Genomic DNA, 15300 nt, shown 5'->3' with positions numbered 1-15300 from the left:
CCGAGGGTCACGCCTGCCGATACGGCAGCGCGGCCCTCGCCTCTTCGGCGTAAGCCAGCACGCCCGCCCGCTCCTGCTGGAGAAAATCCTTCACCGCCGCTTTCAAGCCGGGGTGTCGCAGGTAGTGCCAGGACCGGGTAATCACCGGCTCGAACCCCCGAATCAACTTGTGCTCGCCCTGGGCCCCAGCGTCGAAACGCTGCACACCCTGGGCGATGGCGTAATCCATGCCCTGGTAGAAACAGGTTTCGAAATGCAGGCGATCGAATTCCGCCAGGCAGCCCCAGTAACGCCCGTAGAAGCTGTCGCCACCGATCAGGCTGAAGGCCATGGCCACCGGCCTGGCGTTCTGCTTGGCCAGCACCACGCGAATGGCCTCGGGCATGCGTTCGGCCAGCAGGCTGAAAAAGGCCCGGGTCAGGTAGGGTGACTGGCGCCGCACGGCATAGGTGTTGGCGTAACAGGCGTAGACAAAATCCCACTGCGCTTCGCTGAGTTGCCGGCCTTCGAGCCACTCGAACTCGATGCCCTGCCCCGCCACCTGTTCGCGTTCCTTGCGCATCTGTTTGCGCTTGCGCGAGCTGAGGGTATCGAGAAAGTCCTGGAAGTCCCGATAACCGCGATTCTGCCAATGGAACTGGCAGCCCAGGCGCTCAAGCCAGCCGGGGTGCCCGGCCAGGGCGGCATCGGTGAAGGCGTCGGTGAAGTTGATATGGGCGCTGGAAAGCCCTTCGATCTCCAGGTAACCGGGCAGGCTTTGCAGCAGTTCGAAGCCGTCTTCCAGGCTTGCCGCCAGCAGCCGCGCGCCGCTGACCGGGCTGAAGGGCACGGCGCTCAGCAGCTTGGGGTAATACTCGATGCCGGCCCGGGCGCAGGCGTCGGCCCAGCCATGGTCGAACACGTACTCACCATAGGAATGCCACTTGCGGTAGCTGGGCAGCGCCGCGATCAGGCGTCCGTCTTGCACATGCAGCAGGTGCTCGGCCTGCCAGCCAGAGTTCGGGCCGAGGCTGCCGCTGTCTTCCAGCGCGCTGAGAAAGGCGTGACGCAGAAACGGCTGGCCGTCACTGAGCAAACCGTCCCATTGCTGCGGATCGACGGCGGCCAGGCTGGTCAAGGATTGCAACGGCATTGGGTTCCCCGCGAGTGTGGTCCACGAACGCGCCGAGTATCGCCGATCACTGCCCCAGGTGCAGCAACAGGAAATCAATGAACGCCCGCGACTTGTGCGGCAGGTGCGAACTGTTGGGAAACACCACGTTCACCGACTGCGAAGGCAAGGCGTAGTCGGGCAGCAGGCGCACCAGCCGGCCGCTGGCCAGGTCGTCCTCGACCACCCAGCCGGGCAGTACCGACACCCCGAGGGACGACAGGGTCATGGCGCGAATGGCGGTGGAGGAATTGGATTCGAAATGATTGGGCCCGCTGACTTCGACCTGGCCCCGTTGCGGGTGGCTCAGGGTCCAGTTGGTCGGCCCTTGCAGGTTGCTGTTGGCGATCCACGGCACGTTGTTCAGGTCCTGTGGCTCGCCCACCGGATGACGCGCCAGAAAGTCCGGGCTGGCCACCAGGACGATGTCGTAATCGGCCAGCTTGCGGCTCTTGAAAGCCGAGTCGGCGAGGTTGCCCAGGCGGATCACCAGGTCGAGTTTTTCCGCCACCAGATCATTCAACGAAGAGTTGAAGTTATAACAAAGACGGATCTCCGGATAACGCTCGGTGAACTTGGAAATGATCGGCAGTATATACCGCTCGCCATATTCACTAGTTGAACTGAAACGCAACTTTCCAGAAATACGATTATGCCCATGCAGGACATTCTCGAAGGCATTGTCGATATCCGCGACAATCCCCTTGAACTCGTTATAAAAGTCCTGGCCTATTTCCGTCAGGGATATATTGCGGGTATTGCGGATCAACAGGGTCGCCGACAAAACTTCCTCGAGCGCCTTGACATGCAGGCTGGCCATGGCTTTGCTGATGCACAGGTAGTTGGCCGCCTTGGTATAGGAACCGAAATCGACAACCGCCAGGAATGTCTGGACGCGATTTAGATGCGTGTGCATGTTATAGCTCACCGTGTTGTAAATCATTGTCAAATTCCACCAAACAATGTTTCAAGTATAGGCGTATCGACACCCTCGGTCTATCGCTCCTATGATCCCGCCGCAAAAGGGAGATCATATGACTTATCGCTACAAAGTGGCTCTTATATTCCTCATCGGATTCTTTATCGACTGTATAAACATATTCATGTCGGCCGTGGCTTTACCGAGTATTGCCCATGAGATGCACGTCTCGACTTCATCCGTGGCCTGGGTGGCCAATGCCTATATTCTCGGCCTGACCCTGATCATTCCGGTGAGCACCTGGCTGGCCGGACGTTTTGGCAGCCGCGAAACCCTCACCGCCTCGATGCTGGTGTTCAGCACCGCCGTGTGGATGTGCGGGATGGCCGGCAGCTTCCATGAACTGGTGATCTGGCGTTTCGTCCAGGGCATCGGCGGCGGCCTGCTGATCCCGGTGGGCCAGGCCCTGACCTTCAACCTGTTCCAGGGCCCGCAGCGGGCCAAGATCTCCACCCTGGTGATGGCCGTCGCCCTGATCGCCCCGGCCATTTCGCCGACCATCGGCGGCGTGATCGTCGACAGCAGCTCCTGGCGCTGGGTGTTCCACAGCAATATTCCGTTCTCGCTGATCGCCGCCGCCCTGTCCTGGCTGTGGATCAAGGAAGCCCGGCCCGCCAGCCTGGCGCGCCCGGACATCAAGGGCCTGCTGCTGGTCAGCGCGGCCCTGGGCAGCCTGCTGATGGGCATGTCGCTGTACGGCGGCGACTACCCGCCGCTGGCCGCCCTGAGCTGCCTGATGCTGGGGGTCACCTGCGTGGTGCTGTATGTCCTGCACTACCGCCGCTGCGACAACGCCATCGTCGAGTTGAGCCTGCTCAAGAGCAAGAAGCTCAGTACCTCGATCTTCATCTATTACGCGATTCCCGGAGTGTTCACCGGGGTCAACCTGCTGAGCATCTTCTTCCTGCAGAACAGCCTGCACTTCAGCGCCCAGCTGACCGGCATGTTCATGATCCTCTACGCCAGCGGCGCCTTCATCGCCATGCTGGTCTGCGGCCGGGTCTACAACCGCTTCGGCGCCCGGCGCCTGTTCACCCTCGGCATGCTCCTGCACAGCGCCGGCATCGCCACCCTGTACCTGGTCGACAGCGCCGCCGACCTGCCGATCATCGTCATCGCCTACTGCCTGATGGGCATCGGCGGCGGCATCGGCGCCAACACCGCGCAAACCACTTCGCTGATGGATTTCGAAGGTGCCGATACCCACAAGGGCAGCGTGATCTGGAACATCAACCGGCAGATGTCCTTCAGCATCGGCGCCGCGCTGTTCCTGATGATCTACAACCTGCTGCTCGCCCGCCTGGCGTCTACCCCGGCCTATCACCTGACCTTCGTCATCGCGGCGGTGATGGGTCTGTTACCCCTGTTGCAGATGAGCAACCTGACCACGCAAAAGGAATGTCATGCACAACACAATCGTTGAACAGGCCAAACACAGCATCCATGCGGTCCACGACTTGATCCACGCGGTCTTCACCGACCAGGACGGCAACGGCGCCGCCGCCATCGACCGCCTGCTGCCGGCCTTCGCCGAGCACTTCAGCATGGTCACCACCGCGGGCGCCATCGTCAGCCGCGCACAGGTCGAACAGATGTTCCGCGGCGCCGTCGGTGCCCGCCCCGGCCTGGAAATCCTCGTCAGCGACCTGCACACCGTGTGGCACGAAGGCCACAGCGCGGCGATCCGCTACAAGGAAACCCATCGCCTGGACCAGAAGGAAACCTCGCGCCTCTCGGTGGTGGTGATCCGCATCCATGAGCACTCGGCCCAGTGGCTGTACCTGCATGAAACACCGTTAAGCTGACAGCGAGTCACCCCATGAATTACCAGATCACCCAGTGCCTGATGCTCTCGCCAAGCATCAAGGAAATCACTCTGGCGCCTCTTGTCCCGGCTCCCTGCGAGACCACCGCCGGGGCCCACTTCAAATGGTGGATTCCCACGCTCGAGCAATGGCGTCACTACTCCCGGGTCGAGCTGGCCGAACATGAGCTGCCCCCGGGCAGCCTGGTGTTCGCCATCCGCCTGAACCCCGACTCGCCCAGCAGCGCTTATATCCGCCAGTTGAAGGCCGGCGACCCGGTACGGCTGGACGGCCCGTTCAATGCCTTCGACTACCAGCTGGACGACGGCGACGGCGCCGACATCGCCCTCGCCGGCGGCATCGGCATCACACCGTTGACTGGCATCCTCCGGCATCTGCGAGCCCAACAGCGCCCGGCGCGGCTGCACTATTTCGCCAAGAGCGCGGGCGACGCCGCCTATGCCGCGCAGATGCGCGAGCTGTTGCAGGACAGCCTGAGCCTGCACTGCTCCGACTCGGCCGAAGGGCGCCCGTCGGTGGCCGCGGTGCTGGGCCAGTTGCAACCCCGGGACCGCCTGTATGTATGCGGCCCGCAAGCCATGCTCAACGACGTGTTCAGCCATGCCCAGAGCCTGGGGTTTCCCCGCGAGCGCATCCACTTCGAAGTCTTCAACACCTGCCTGGCCGAGGATGACCCCGGCTTCGCCGTGCACGCCGCGGACTCCGGCGTCGACCTGCGGGTGCAGCCCGGCCAGTCCCTGCTCGACGCCCTCGAAGAGGCCGGCCTGGAGCCGCTCTATGACTGCCGTCGCGGCGAATGCGGAGTGTGCGAGCTGGACGTGCTGGAAGGTGAAGTCGATCACCGCGATTTCATCATGAGTCCGCAGCAGGCCGCCTGCAGCAACAAGATCTACCCCTGCGTATCCCGGGCCAAAAGCCCAAGCCTGAAACTGGTCATCTAAAGAGAGAACCTCGTTGGACAACTACTTCAACGGCAAGGAAGTGCATCGCACGCTGTTCCTTGATCCGTCGCTCTTCGAGCGAGAACAACAACAGGTATTCGCCGCCAGCTGGTGCTACCTGGGCCATGAAAGCCTGGTCCCGGAAACCGGCGACTTCTTCACCGGCGAGATCGCCGGCCAACCGCTGGCCATGGTCCGGCAGAAAAACGGCGAGATCGTCGTGCTGCACAACCGCTGCCCGCACAAGGGCGTGAAAGTGCTGGCCGAGCCGCAAGGCAATGTCGGCCGGTTCATCCGCTGCCCGTACCACGCCTGGACCTTCAAGACCGACGGCCAGCTGCTGAGCATCCCGGTGAAAAAAGAATACGACGACTGCGACCTCAGCAGCTGCGCCGCCCACAAGGGCATGCAGCCGGTGGCCGCGGTGGAGAACTACCGGGGCTTCGTGTTCGTGCGCCTCAAGGAGCAAGGCGTCGGCTTCAGCGAGTTCTTCGGCGACTCGCTGTCGACCCTGGACAACATGGTCATGCGCTCGCCCCAGGGGCAGTTGCGTGCCATCGGCCAGCCCTTGCTGCACCGCCATCGCTGCAACTGGAAGATGGTGGTCGACAACCAGACCGACACCTGCCACCCGATGGTCGCCCACGAATCCTCGGCCGGCGAAGCCATTCGCCTGTGGAAGGAAACCGGGCATGACGGCCAGCCGCCGATGGCCGTGGAACTGTTCTCGCCGTTCATGGCGTCCTACGAGTTCTTCAGCGCCATGGGCATCCGTACCTGGCCCAACGGCCACGGTCATACCGGCGTCAGCAACTCGATCCACAAGGCCTATTCGAGCATTCCCGGTTACTGGGAACTGATGGTCGAGAGCTACGGCGAAACCCAGGCCGCGGCGATCCTCGACGACACCCGGCACAACACCGTGTATTTCCCCAACCTGATGGTCAAGGGACCGATCCAGACCCTGCGGGTGATCCGCCCGATCTCGGCCAGCGAAACCGTGGTCGAGTCGTGGATCTTCGAACTGGTGGGCGCGCCGGTGCAGTTGCTGGAAAGAACCGTGCAGTACAACAACCTGATCAACTCGCCATGCTCGATGGTCGCCCACGACGACGTGGAGATGTACGAGCGGGCCATGGACGGGCTGCGCAGCCAGGCCAACGACTGGGTGAATGTCGCCCGCCTGTTCGAACCGGGCGAAGCCTTTGAGCAGACCCAGGTGGTGTCCGGCACCAGCGAACGGGCCATGCGCAACTTCTACAACACCTGGCAGCAACTGATGCAGGCCCCAGACGGATCGACCGCCCATGGATAACTCGCCCCTCGAACAGCTGATCTACCAAGAGATCGCGCTTCTCGACCAACAGGATTTCGACGCCTGGCAACAGTTGCTGTGCGACGACTTCCACTACTGGATTCCGCTGCGCCACGACCAACCCTGCCCGTTGCGCGAATCCTCGCTGCTGTATGAGGACCGCTTCCTCACCACCTTGCGCATCAACCGCCTGGCCAGTGCCCGCAACTTCTCGCAGCAGCCCAAGAGCCGCGGCCTGCATATTGCCCAAAGGCCAACGATCAGCCTCGATGCGGATGGCCTGAGTGCCCATTGCCGGACCCCCATGCTGTATTGCGAAGCCCGGGGCGACAGCGAATGGCATTACCCGGTGACCGTGGAACACCAACTGCTGTGCCTCGCCGGCCAGTGGAAGATCCAGCGCAAGAAAGTCCTCCTGCTCAACCCTTCCCGCGCGTTTGAAAGCCTGCAGCTCATCATCTGATTTCCGAGACCCTTACCTGTGAACTCCTCCCACTCCGGTTTCGAAGAAACCCAAGGCACCCGCTCGTTCCCCAACATCGATCTGTTGTACGACTATGGGCAGTTCCTGCGCCGTGCCACCCAGGCCATCGGTCACCTGCCGCCGGCGATCGCCGACAAGCACGTCGGCATCGTCGGCGCCGGCCTCAGCGGCCTGATCGCGGCCTATGAACTGCTGCGCGCCGGCGCCACCCGCATCACCCTGTTCGAAGCCTCGAAAGACCACCTTGGCGGGCGTTTCCTGACCCAGTGCTTCGACGAAACCCAACCGCAGTTCATCGCCGAGATGGGCGCCATGCGCTTCCCGCCGAGCGAAGTCGGCCTGTTCCATTACCTGGACCGCTTCGGCATCGGCACCACCGAGGCCTTCCCCGACCCCGGCGTGGTCGACACCGAAATCCACTACCGCGGCGAAACCCACCATTGGCCGGCCGGGGAAAATCCACCGCCGATCTTCAACACCGTGCACCAGGGCTGGAACGCCTTTCTCAAGGAGGGCGTGCGCCTGGACGACGGCACCTTCCTGGCGCCGCCGCTGCTACTCACCGACCTGCTGGAAAAGCAGCAATACGCCGAAGTGCAGCCGGAGTGGCAACGCTACCTGGACTGCTTTGGCGACCACTCTTTCTACTCGGCCATGGTGCAGATCTTCACCTCGAACAACCCGCCGGGCGGCAAGCGCTGGCGCAAGCCGGAAGACTTCCACCTGTTCGGTTCCCTGGGCATCGGCTCGGGTGGGTTCCAGTCGGTGTACCGGGCCTCGTTCACCGAGATCCTGCGGCTGGTGATCAACGCCTTCGAGGTCAACCAGCGGCTGGTGCCCAATGGCATTTCCACCCTCTGGGAGCGAATCGCCGACGAGGAATTCCATGGCATCGCCCTGCGCGACCGGATCTGCCGCACGCGCATCGAATCCATCAGCAAGGGCGCCGACGGGCAGATCCTGTTGCAAGGCTGCAACGGTGAAACCTATGGCTGCGACCGGGTGATCACCACCGCCACCACCCGCGCCCTGCAAGTCAACATGCGCCTCACCCAGGCCGAGCAGTTCGTCAATCGCGACGTGGCCCGGGCGATCAACGAAACCCACATGGTCGGCTCGTCCAAGCTGTTCATCCTGACCCGCGACAAGTTCTGGCTCAAACATGGCCTGGCGCAGAACATCCAGACCGACACCCTGGTCAAGGGCGTCTACTGCCTGGACTACGCCCCGCAGGACCCGGACTCCTGGGGCGTGGTACTGATCAGTTACACCTGGGAAGACGACTCGCACAAAATGGTTTCGATGACCGACAAGGTCCAGCGCTGCAAGCGCCTGGTGGACGAACTGGCGATGAGCGCGCCGCAGTTCGCTAGCCACCTGGTGCCGCTGGACGGCGACTACCAGCGTTACGTACTGGAATACGACTGGCTCACCGACAAGCAGGCCCTGGGCGCCTTCAAGCTGAACTTCCCGGGCGACGACCTGTACTCCCAGCGCCTGTTCTATCAGTTCAAGACCGCCCTCGACCCGCAGCAGGACACCGGCCTGTACCTGGCCGGCTGCGGCAGTTCGTTTACCGGCGGCTGGGCCGAAGGCGCGGTGCAGACCGCCCTGAACGGCGCCTGTGCGGTGATCGCCAGCCTCGGCGGCGAACTGCTCGAAGGCAACCCGCTGTTCGATCTGCAATCGCACTTCCGCTATTGCTGAGCCCAGGCCCCTACCGACTTTCGTTGAGACTTTTTCATGTACAGCCAGCATTCGATCGAAGCGCTCGTTGACGGGTTTCGCCAGGGCAGCCTCTGCCTGGATTCCTGGCACCGCGCGCTGCTCGAGCAATACGCCGACGCCGGGCACCTGAACAGCTTCATCAGCTTCGCCGCGCAGGCGTTCAGCGGCGACACCGGCACGCCCGAGCAGCGCCAGGCGCCGCTCTACGGCATCCCGGTTTCGTTCAAGGACAACATCAATGTCAGTGGCCTGGCGACCACCGCCGGCACCCCTGGCCTGGCCGACTACCACCCGGCCGCGGACGCCGGCATCGTCCGGCGCTTCAGGGCGCTGGGCGCGCGGGTCGCCGGCAAGAACAATATGCACGAGCTGTCGTTCGGCGTGACCTCGGCCAACCTGAGCTACGGCGCGGTGGTCAACCCGCGCCACCTGCAACACAGCGCCGGTGGCAGCAGCGGCGGTTGTGCCGCGGCCGTGGCCGCCGGCCTGGTGCCGTGCGCGGTGGGCACCGACACCGGCGGCTCGGTGCGGATTCCCGCGGCCTTCTGCGGCGTGGTGGGCTTCCGGCCGAGCACCGGGGTCTACCCTGGCGACGGCATCGTCCCGGTGTCCCAGACCAAGGACTCACCGGGCCTGCTGACCCGCAGCCTGGAAGACGCGCTGTTCGTCCATCGGCATCTGACCGGCGCGTCCTTTGCCGCGCCGACCGAGCCCAAGCGCCTGCGCATCGGCATTCCCCAGCGGTTCTTCTGGTCCGAGCTGGAGACCAAGGTGCACAGCGACTGCCGCGCGGCGATCGATTGCCTGGCCGATCAGGGCGTGGACATGGTGCCGGTGGACGACCGCCTGATCGGCGAGATCAACGAAAGCATCCAGTTCCCGCTGCCGATCTTCGAGTTCTTCATCGACTTCCCGCGCTTCCTGCTGAAGGCCGGCTGTGGCGAGCGGTTCCTCGAGATCCTGGCGCAGATCCGCGACCCGCAGATCAAGAAGACCCTGATGGCGCAGTTGGAGAGCCCGGCCATTTCCTACGAGGACTACGTGCAGGCCCTGATGAGCAAGATCCGCCTGGATCGCGAATACGCCGGGCTGTTCCAGCAGCATCGGCTGGACCTGATCGCCTACCCGACCGTCAGCTGCACCGCGCCGCTACTGAGCGACAGCGGCGCCCAGGAGCATTTCGAGCGTTTCGTGCGCAACACCGACCCGGCCAGCAACCTGGCGGCGCCGAGTGTCAGCGTGCCGGTGGCCGAGCCGGGCAGCCTGCCGGTCGGGCTGTCGTTCGACGCCTTGCCCGGGCAGGACCACCAGTTGCTACAGATGGCCCAGCAACTGAGTCGCCTGCTGGCTCTGCGCTGATTCAGCGCCCGGGTGCGCGGGAGCCGGCCTGCCGGTTTTCCGCACATCCGAGGCGCCCCCCTCGCTACCTCCAATAACAATTTCATTGCAGGCCTTGCCATGCGCGGTACGTCCATCGCTTCATCCCCTTCAACCTCCCACTGCACGGTCGACGAACGCCGGCCTTCGGTCATCGGCGGCGCCATGATCATCGGCGGCACCATTGTCGGAGCGGGCATGTTCTCGCTGCCGGTGATGATGTCGGGCCTGTGGTTCCAAGGTTCCCTCGCGGTGCTGGCGCTGTCGTGGTTCTGCACCCTGCACTCGGGGCTGATGATTCTCGAAGCCAACCTCAACTACCGGCCGGGGGCGAGTTTCTCGACCATCACCCGTGACCTGATCGGCCGGCGCTGGAACCTGTTCAACGGCGCCACCCTGGTGTTCGTCCTGTACATCCTGACCTATGCCTACATCTCGGCCAGCGGCTCGGTGATCCGTCATACCGCCCACACCCTGGGCCTGGAGATTTCCTCGCGCAACGGCGGCCTGCTGTTCGCCCTGGCGGTGGCCCTGGTGGTCTGGCTCAGCACCGCGGCGGTCAGCCGCATCACCACCCTGGTGTTCGGCGCCAAGATCCTCGCCTTCTTCCTGACCTTCGGCGGCCTGCTCGGCCAGGTGCAGCCACAGGTTTTGCTCGATCGCGGCAACCCACAGCCGGACTACCTGCCCTATCTGTTCATGACCCTGCCGTTCTGCCTGACCTCCTTCGGCTTTCACGGCAACGTGCCGAGCCTGATGAAGCACTACGGCAAGGACCCGCAGCGCATCCGCAACTGCCTGCTGATCGGCACCCTGATCGCCCTGGTCCTGTACACGGTGTGGATGCTCTGCACCATGGGCACCCTGTCCCGCGAGCAGTTCAAGGACATCGCCCGCCAGGGCGGCACCATCGATGTGCTGATCAGCGCCCTGGGCAGCATGCTCGACAGCGCCCGGGTCGACCTGCTGCTGACCCTGTTCTCCAACTTTGCCGTGGCCTGTTCGTTCCTCGGCGTCACCCTGGGGTTGTTCGACTACATCGCCGACTCCCTGGGCTTCGACGACAGCCCCCAAGGCCGCCTGAAAAGCGCGCTGGCCACCTTCGCCCCACCGATCGGCTGTGCGCTGATCTGGCCGAAAGGCTTCATCCTCGCCATCGGTTTTGCCGGCCTGGCGGCGACCGTCTGGGCGGTGATCACCCCGGCCCTGCTCGCCCGCGCCTCGCGCAAGCGCTTCGCCAGCCCGCTGTACCGGGTCTGGGGTGGCACGCCGATGATCGTCCTGGTGCTGCTGTTCGGCCTGGCCAACGCCCTGGCCCACCTGCTGTTCAGCTTCGACCTGCTGCCGGTCTGGCGTTAGCTGCCGGCCTCGGCCCAGGCAAAAAAGGGGGTTCCTCGTCAAAGTGCCCCCCGATTTCACATATAAGGCGTTATGGGTAACGCGGCGTCACCCTATACGCGGAGCATTAGGGTTAAGGTTTGAGTTGCAAGGCGGCGTAGTTCGGACGTTTACGGTAAAGACCGGGCTGGATCTACTCGACTTTCCGACCATTGTGTTCCTGCATACGGGTTACAACGTGTACACCCTGCAGCAGGCGGCGCGACGGTTGTGACGGATCGGGCAGAAGCAACCTGTGCGGGTCGTTTTCTTTGTCTATGCCGACAGTTCGCAGATTACCTGTCTGCAACTGATGGCCAAGAAAATTGCCGTGGCTCAAAGCACGTCGGGAGACGTTCCTGAGTCGGGTCTCGATTCATTGAACCAGGATGGTGATTCAGTGGAGATGGCACTTGCCAGACAATTGATTGCTACATGATTTTCAGGCCACCTTTGAGTGGCCTTTCTTTTTTGCGGATATCATGCAGCTCACAACAGGCTTGTCTTCCCGCTGTTCAGTCAGCGGCACTCCTGCGCGGCATTTGGCAAGTGGGCGAGTACGGCCCCTTCATAGTATGGTTGCGGCCACCAACCATTCCAGGATGTGAAGGTTCCCATGCGTTTACTCTTTCCACTGGCCGTCAGCTTGACCCTTATCGGCTGCGCCACTACTAAAACCGACGTTCGTAACGAAGCACAAATAAGCCAATATGATCCGGCCAACACAGCTCGCGTCCGCCTGATCACAGGTGATACCTCCAATGCAGGCTTCATCAGTGGCCAGACCTGCGAGATGTTTTACAACGAGTCGCTGCTGACCAAAACGCCTGAAGAAGCCGGATGGCAAACAGCGCATGTCGACTCGGCGGGTCTCTACCCTTTTCGGGCAACAGACAGCCAGAACAGCGTGATTGGCATGCCTGCCAGCAAAGCGAGCAAAGCCATCAATCATTCGCCCAAGGTGTTTGACGAGCATGTCATCCCAGCCGGTAAACCCTTTATTGCAGGGTTCGCCATGGGTGGTTCGCAAATATCCTGCTTTCCCGCGCCCGTCACGCTCATCCCCGAGCCCGGTAAAGACTATGAAATGGAACTTCAAATTATAAAAGTCAGCACGTTCAAGGCAGGCTGCGTGATTGCCGTTCGCCAACTCTCCACTCAGGCCAATACCACCATTGAAACTCCGCTAAGACCGCAGGTGTGTGCCAAAACACCATCGGGCTGGAACACCGTCAACGCAGCTCCTTTGCCTTGATTTTCCTTTGACCCGTAGCTGCATTGGTAGAACGACCCGATCTGACGTTTGATTTTCCTTTGACTGCATGGCCATCGCAGGCAATCGGTGGACTTGCCCCTATCAAACCGGACACCGGTACCCCGTTAAGTTGATGCCTCAGCCAAGCGCCTGAACTCCCGAGGTGAGCGATATTTCAGGGCGCTATGCGGATGTTCCTCGTTGTAATGCTCGAAGGCGATGGCCAGGTTGCGTAGGGCCGTTGCTCGATCGGGTTTGGGCATGTGGCGGATGTAGTCGCGCTTCATGGTCTTCACGAAGCTCTCGGCCATGCCGTTGCTCTGCGGACTGCACACCGGGGTTGTCAACGGCAGCAGGCCGATCTGCCGGGCAAAGGCGCGGGTCTGCTCGGCGGTATAGGCCGAGCCGTTGTCGCTTAGCCATTGCACCGGCGACGCAGGCAGTTCACCGCCGAAACGGTGCTCGATGGCTTCCAGCATCACGTCGCGGACATCGTCGCCACTGTAGCCGTGGGGACTGGCCACCCAGCTGATGGCTTCGCGGTCACAGCAGTCCAGGGCGAAGGTCACGCGCAGCTTTTCGCCATCCTCGCAGCGGAACTCGAAGCCATCCGAACACCAGCGGGTGTTACTCGTGTCCACGGCCACACGACCTTCGTGACGCCGAGCCACACCCGGCTGTTTGCGCCGCCGTTCCAGCAGCAGATCGTGGTCCCGCATGACGCGGTAAACCCGTTTCACATTGACCGGTGGCAGGGCCTGCTGTTCATGCTGCCGACGCAACAGACCCCAGACCCGCCGGTAGCCATAGCTAGGCAACTCGCCGACCGCCAGCTTGATCTGTTCGAGCAGTGCCGCATCGCGGGAGACCCTGCGACGACGAACTCTCTTTTCGCCCGTGGGTTGCTTGCATCGAGCCGTCAATTGCGAGCGCGCTACACCGAGACTTTCACTGACCGCCTTCATTGGTCGTCCCCCGGCAACAAGGGTGAGTGCGCAATCCATTTTCGCGAGCGGGCGATCTCCACCGCTTCCTTGAGGATCTCGGCCTCCATGGTCTTCTTGCCCAGCATCCGTTGCAGTTCGCGGATCTGCTTGAGGGCATCGGCCAGCTCGGAAGCGGGCACCACCGCTTCACCGGCACTGACCGCCGAGAGGCTGCCGTCCTGGTAGAGCTTGCGCCAGTGGAACAGTTGGTTGGGGTTGATGCCATTGCGCCGGGCCACCACCGAGACGCTTTGCCCGGGATTAGTTGACCACTACAAAGCAGCCGCAGGACTTGTAAGGAGGGAGGTGCTTGTCGCGATCCTCATGGCCTCTAAAGGCCATGAGGATCGGTTTCGTCGAATGCCTACCGGCAAGGCAACAGGGAGATCCATGGCGACTGATGCCTTTACTGTGGAACAGGACAGCTCTTGGCAGCAGCCTGAAGTGCCTTAGCATAGTCCACGTAGGTTTCGGAATCGTAGGGCTCTGCGGTTACTTTGAAGCTTGACTCTCCTCTGTAATCTACGTTCTGGCGCACTCTCAAGGCCCACTGCCGGCCATCATGTTTAGCGAGCAAGTCAAAAACATGAGTGTTGAGATCACTATATTCATCCAAGCTGGAGTAAAGATAACGCAGACTCTTGTACCAATCTCGTATGCCCGTTATGGCCCTCAGCGCCTCCTTCGCTGGCTCCTTGTCCGAGTCTTTCAAAAAGAACATGTTGCCGATGGTGAGTTTTCCAGCATTCTCCAACTCAGATAGCGGTACAGGCAGCGGTTCTCGACTGATCAACCGTGAGTATTCACAGTCAAACACCCAGCGACCGGTTTTTACATAATCGTCGGCATAGATCACCACACCGTTGCCAAAATCCGTCTTGTATATGCTCGTCATCAATTTGAACCCGTAGTAACTCGCGACCAGTAGTAGCGGTGAGAAAATGGCTATTGCGATCCAGAAGGGCTTACTTCGGTAGAAACTCAAAATGACCTCCTGGTATGCCAATGGGCGTGTCGCCTGAAATTACAGGGTTGATAGCCCCCATGGTTTGATAGGTGAACTTCAGTATGTCCTGGCTTTCCTTTCGTTCATCTTTCAGTGTCCCCCACTTCCTGCACCACTCTTCCCCAGGTGCGGCGTTATTGCTGATGCCACACAGCTTGCCCAACTGCCGCTCCTCGAACGACCCCCAGGTGTTCTTGTAATCTGAACGTCGAACAAAGGCATGCACCTTGATCTGCAGGTGATTGGCCATCAACTGCGCCAGGCTCTCATTAGTCTGCGCAAAGAACTGGATACCATCTTCGACGGGGAAGTCTGACCGATTGCCCATGCCGGTCCTACAGGCGTAGCTGTCGATCTGCGCCGAACTGGCAAACGCCGAAGGTGAAATCTTCTCGTAGCTCAGTACGTCCAGGGACATTTGGAAGTCGCCGGCGAGCTGATAGCCGAAGGCGATCCGATGCGGCACGCCGTGGCTGAACAGCGATAGGTGTTGGATGGGTGATTGCTTGCGGTCCTTGCCCTGGTTCATGTAGTCGATCAGTTCCTGAACGTTGGTTACGCCAATAAAGCCAGCATCATAGGCATCAGCGGATTCACGTGCCGCACTGAGCATTGCTTCGCTGTATGACGGGGTGAACACTACCAGCGTCCGCGCCAGGGCGGGCTTGCTGCGCTTGAATTCGGCCAGTTCGCGCACAGCTTGGCCGATGAACATCATTTGGTTGCCCGAGCTTGTGTCGTGCTGGCTGCCGGCGACTGCGATTAGCTCGGGAGTCAACGGCTCCTTCGGGGTTGTTAAGGACGAACTGCCAGGTTGCACCAGAGCGCCCGAGAGCAAGGCGCGCTGCTCCAGTTGTGGATCGGCCAACAGCTCAG

At 61.8% G+C, this 15300-nt stretch carries 13 protein-coding genes and 2 pseudogenes; 10 read left to right on the top strand and 5 right to left on the bottom strand.

Going from position 1 to position 15300, the window contains the following annotated elements; translation table 11 throughout:
• Nucleotides 1–7: 7 nt before the first annotated feature.
• Together BM019_RS08200 and BM019_RS08195 are read right to left on the bottom strand one after the other, a co-directional pair.
• Nucleotides 8–1132 carry a GNAT family N-acetyltransferase gene (locus tag BM019_RS08200; RefSeq protein WP_092418021.1) on the bottom strand — a complete coding sequence of 375 codons (1125 nt, stop codon included), beginning with the start codon at nucleotides 1130–1132 and terminating at the stop codon, nucleotides 8–10.
• 46 nt (nucleotides 1133–1178) lie between these two features.
• Nucleotides 1179–2066 carry a LysR family transcriptional regulator gene (locus tag BM019_RS08195; protein ID WP_009042649.1) on the bottom strand — a complete coding sequence of 296 codons (888 nt, stop codon included), beginning with the start codon at nucleotides 2064–2066 and terminating at the stop codon, nucleotides 1179–1181.
• Nucleotides 2067–2184: 118 nt separating this feature from the next.
• Between BM019_RS08195 and BM019_RS08190 the strand changes: the two genes are divergently transcribed.
• The 10 genes and pseudogenes from BM019_RS08190 (at nucleotide 2185) to BM019_RS08145 (ending at nucleotide 12432) form a co-directional block, all read left to right on the top strand.
• Entirely contained in the window at nucleotides 2185–3552 is a 1368-nt protein-coding gene (locus BM019_RS08190; protein ID WP_007920621.1) for an MFS transporter, read from the top strand.
• Entirely contained in the window at nucleotides 3533–3934 is a 402-nt protein-coding gene (locus BM019_RS08185; RefSeq protein ID WP_062823307.1) for a hypothetical protein, read from the top strand. The genes BM019_RS08190 and BM019_RS08185 overlap by 20 nt, the downstream gene beginning before the upstream one ends.
• 14 nt (nucleotides 3935–3948) lie before the next feature.
• Entirely contained in the window at nucleotides 3949–4896 is a 948-nt protein-coding gene (locus tag BM019_RS08180; protein ID WP_092418020.1) for a PDR/VanB family oxidoreductase, read from the top strand.
• Nucleotides 4897–4909: 13 nt separating this feature from the next.
• A complete protein-coding gene (locus tag BM019_RS08175) occupies nucleotides 4910–6211 on the top strand; it encodes an aromatic ring-hydroxylating dioxygenase subunit alpha (protein WP_087089003.1) in 1302 nt (433 codons plus the stop codon).
• On the top strand, nucleotides 6204–6674 hold the full coding sequence (locus BM019_RS08170) for an aromatic-ring-hydroxylating dioxygenase subunit beta (RefSeq protein WP_009042645.1): 471 nt from the start codon (nucleotides 6204–6206) through the stop codon (nucleotides 6672–6674). Before BM019_RS08175 ends, BM019_RS08170 begins: the two co-directional genes overlap by 8 nt.
• Nucleotides 6675–6692: 18 nt before the next feature.
• Nucleotides 6693–8402: an NAD(P)/FAD-dependent oxidoreductase gene (locus BM019_RS08165; protein WP_085530105.1), complete on the top strand. Its 1710-nt coding sequence runs from the start codon at nucleotides 6693–6695 to the stop codon at nucleotides 8400–8402.
• Between the two features lie 36 nt (nucleotides 8403–8438).
• Complete coding sequence (locus BM019_RS08160; protein ID WP_092418019.1) at nucleotides 8439–9782, top strand: amidase family protein; 1344 nt, start codon at nucleotides 8439–8441, stop codon at nucleotides 9780–9782.
• A 99-nt stretch (nucleotides 9783–9881) separates the two neighbouring features.
• Nucleotides 9882–11159: a tryptophan permease gene (gene mtr / locus BM019_RS08155; RefSeq protein ID WP_092418018.1), complete on the top strand. Its 1278-nt coding sequence runs from the start codon at nucleotides 9882–9884 to the stop codon at nucleotides 11157–11159.
• Between the two features lie 154 nt (nucleotides 11160–11313).
• Nucleotides 11314–11616: pseudogene (locus BM019_RS30990) on the top strand (DEAD/DEAH box helicase); the annotation flags it as partial.
• 177 nt (nucleotides 11617–11793) lie between these two features.
• Nucleotides 11794–12432 (top strand): hypothetical protein, encoded by a 639-nt coding sequence (locus BM019_RS08145; RefSeq protein WP_092418017.1) that lies wholly within the window; start codon nucleotides 11794–11796, stop codon nucleotides 12430–12432.
• Nucleotides 12433–12557: 125 nt separating this feature from the next.
• On the opposite strand, the pseudogene BM019_RS08140 reads toward BM019_RS08145, so the two are convergent.
• From BM019_RS08140 to BM019_RS08130, 3 genes and pseudogenes are all read right to left on the bottom strand, one after another.
• Nucleotides 12558–13678, bottom strand: a pseudogene (locus BM019_RS08140) (IS3 family transposase); the annotation flags it as partial.
• 146 nt (nucleotides 13679–13824) lie between these two features.
• Nucleotides 13825–14403: a hypothetical protein gene (locus BM019_RS08135; RefSeq protein WP_092418016.1), complete on the bottom strand. Its 579-nt coding sequence runs from the start codon at nucleotides 14401–14403 to the stop codon at nucleotides 13825–13827.
• Nucleotides 14384–15300 (bottom strand): hypothetical protein (locus tag BM019_RS08130; protein ID WP_092418015.1); only part of this gene is annotated, 917 nt, incomplete at its 5' end. The genes BM019_RS08130 and BM019_RS08135, both read right to left, overlap by 20 nt.

Origin of the sequence: Pseudomonas sp. NFPP07, assembly GCF_900115645.1 — a bacterium.
Classification (GTDB): Bacteria; Pseudomonadota; Gammaproteobacteria; order Pseudomonadales; family Pseudomonadaceae; genus Aquipseudomonas; species Aquipseudomonas chlororaphis.
This window is presented reverse-complemented; position numbering and strand designations above follow the sequence as displayed.

Coding starts and splice junctions, on each gene's coding strand:
- BM019_RS08200 (WP_092418021.1), bottom strand. CDS start 1,132: ATGCCGTTGCAATCCTTGACCAGCCTGGCCGCCGTCGATCCGCAGCAA.
- BM019_RS08195 (WP_009042649.1), bottom strand. CDS start 2,066: ATGCACACGCATCTAAATCGCGTCCAGACATTCCTGGCGGTTGTCGAT.
- BM019_RS08190 (WP_007920621.1), top strand. CDS start 2,185: ATGACTTATCGCTACAAAGTGGCTCTTATATTCCTCATCGGATTCTTT.
- BM019_RS08185 (WP_062823307.1), top strand. CDS start 3,533: ATGCACAACACAATCGTTGAACAGGCCAAACACAGCATCCATGCGGTC.
- BM019_RS08180 (WP_092418020.1), top strand. CDS start 3,949: ATGAATTACCAGATCACCCAGTGCCTGATGCTCTCGCCAAGCATCAAG.
- BM019_RS08170 (WP_009042645.1), top strand. CDS start 6,204: ATGGATAACTCGCCCCTCGAACAGCTGATCTACCAAGAGATCGCGCTT.
- BM019_RS08160 (WP_092418019.1), top strand. CDS start 8,439: ATGTACAGCCAGCATTCGATCGAAGCGCTCGTTGACGGGTTTCGCCAG.
- mtr (WP_092418018.1), top strand. CDS start 9,882: ATGCGCGGTACGTCCATCGCTTCATCCCCTTCAACCTCCCACTGCACG.
- BM019_RS08145 (WP_092418017.1), top strand. CDS start 11,794: ATGCGTTTACTCTTTCCACTGGCCGTCAGCTTGACCCTTATCGGCTGC.